Source organism: Microcoleus sp. Z1_B2 (genome assembly GCF_036700325.1).
Taxonomy (GTDB): Bacteria; Cyanobacteriota; Cyanobacteriia; order Cyanobacteriales; family Microcoleaceae; genus Microcoleus.
The window spans coordinates 1-1,348 of sequence record NZ_JAUBOQ010000115.1 but is presented as its reverse complement, the minus strand read 5'-3'; the positions used below and the strand labels follow the sequence as shown (position 1 = coordinate 1,348).

General features: G+C 42.2%; 1 protein-coding gene. It reads left to right on the top strand.

The features are described from left to right. A partial coding sequence (locus tag QT984_RS29685) for an AAA family ATPase (RefSeq protein ID WP_333375572.1) occupies positions 1-1,348 on the top strand: 1,348 nt, incomplete at both ends.

Genomic DNA, 1,348 nt, shown 5'->3' with positions numbered 1-1,348 from the left:
CCCAACTCAGTCGAAGGCACCTTAGCCTATATGTCACCCGAACAAACCGGGAGAATGAACCGCACCCTCGACTACCGCACAGACTTTTATTCCCTTGGTATCACATTCTATGAAATGCTGACTGGGAAATTGCCTTTCGGCAGCAACGACCCCTTAGAAATAGTTTACAGCCACATCGCCGTTCAACCAATATATCCCCATCAAATCAATTCACAAATACCTGTCGCCCTTTCAGAGATAGTGATGAAATTGATAGCCAAAAATGCCGAAGATAGATATCAAAGTGCGACCGGATTGTTAGCAGACTTAGAAATTTCTTTGCATCAGTTAGAAGCCACCGGACAAATTACCGAATTCATCCCCGGACGCTTAGATATTCTCAGCCAGTTGTTGATCCCCCAAAAATTGTACGGTAGAGAACAACAAGTCAACGAACTATTAGCAGCATTTGAACGTGTAGGGTCGGGATCACCCAAATCTTTGCCACCCAACCTAAATACAGAAAAACCCGCCCGCCCCAATGCAGAAACTCTTTCAGCCCCATCTTTTCCACCAAACCAAAATACAGAAAAATTCGCCCATTGCCAAAGCGAATTAATGCTAGTATCAGGATACTCAGGCATCGGTAAATCCGCCGTAGTCAACGAAATTAGCAAACCAATTACCAGGTCAAAAGGTTACTTCATCAGCGGCAAATTTGACCAATTAAAACGCAACATTCCTTATGCCTCATTAATCCAAGCATTTAACTCCTTGCTGCGGCAATTGCTAACCGAAAGTGCACTTTCATTAGAAATATGGCGCACTAAAATTTTAACAGCAGTGGGAACAGAGGGCCAAGTAATTGCCGACGTAATTCCCAAAGTTGAATTAATCATCGGCAAACAGCCAGAAGTCCCAGAACTCGCCCCTATAGAATCCCAAAATCGATTCAATCGGGTATTCAAAGAATTTATTCGCGTTTTCGCCCAAAAAGAACACCCCCTAGTTATCTTTTTAGACGATTTGCAGTGGGCAGATTCAGCAACATTAAAGTTGATGCAAATACTAATAACTGACCCTGACCAGGAATATTTGCTGCTAATCGGTGCCTATCGAGACAATGAAGTTAGTCCGACCCACCCCTTAATTCAGACCGTAGAAGAACTTGAAAAAACTGGTACAATAGTCAACAATATCGTGTTGCAACCGCTTGATTTAGCAAATGTGACGGAATTAGTCACTGAAACACTTAACACTTGCACAGAAAAAGTAACAAATATAGCCGATTTAATCTGGAATAAAACGGGTGGCAATCCTTTTTTCTTGACCCAATTACTCCAAGCACTTTATCAAGACTCTCTTTTAA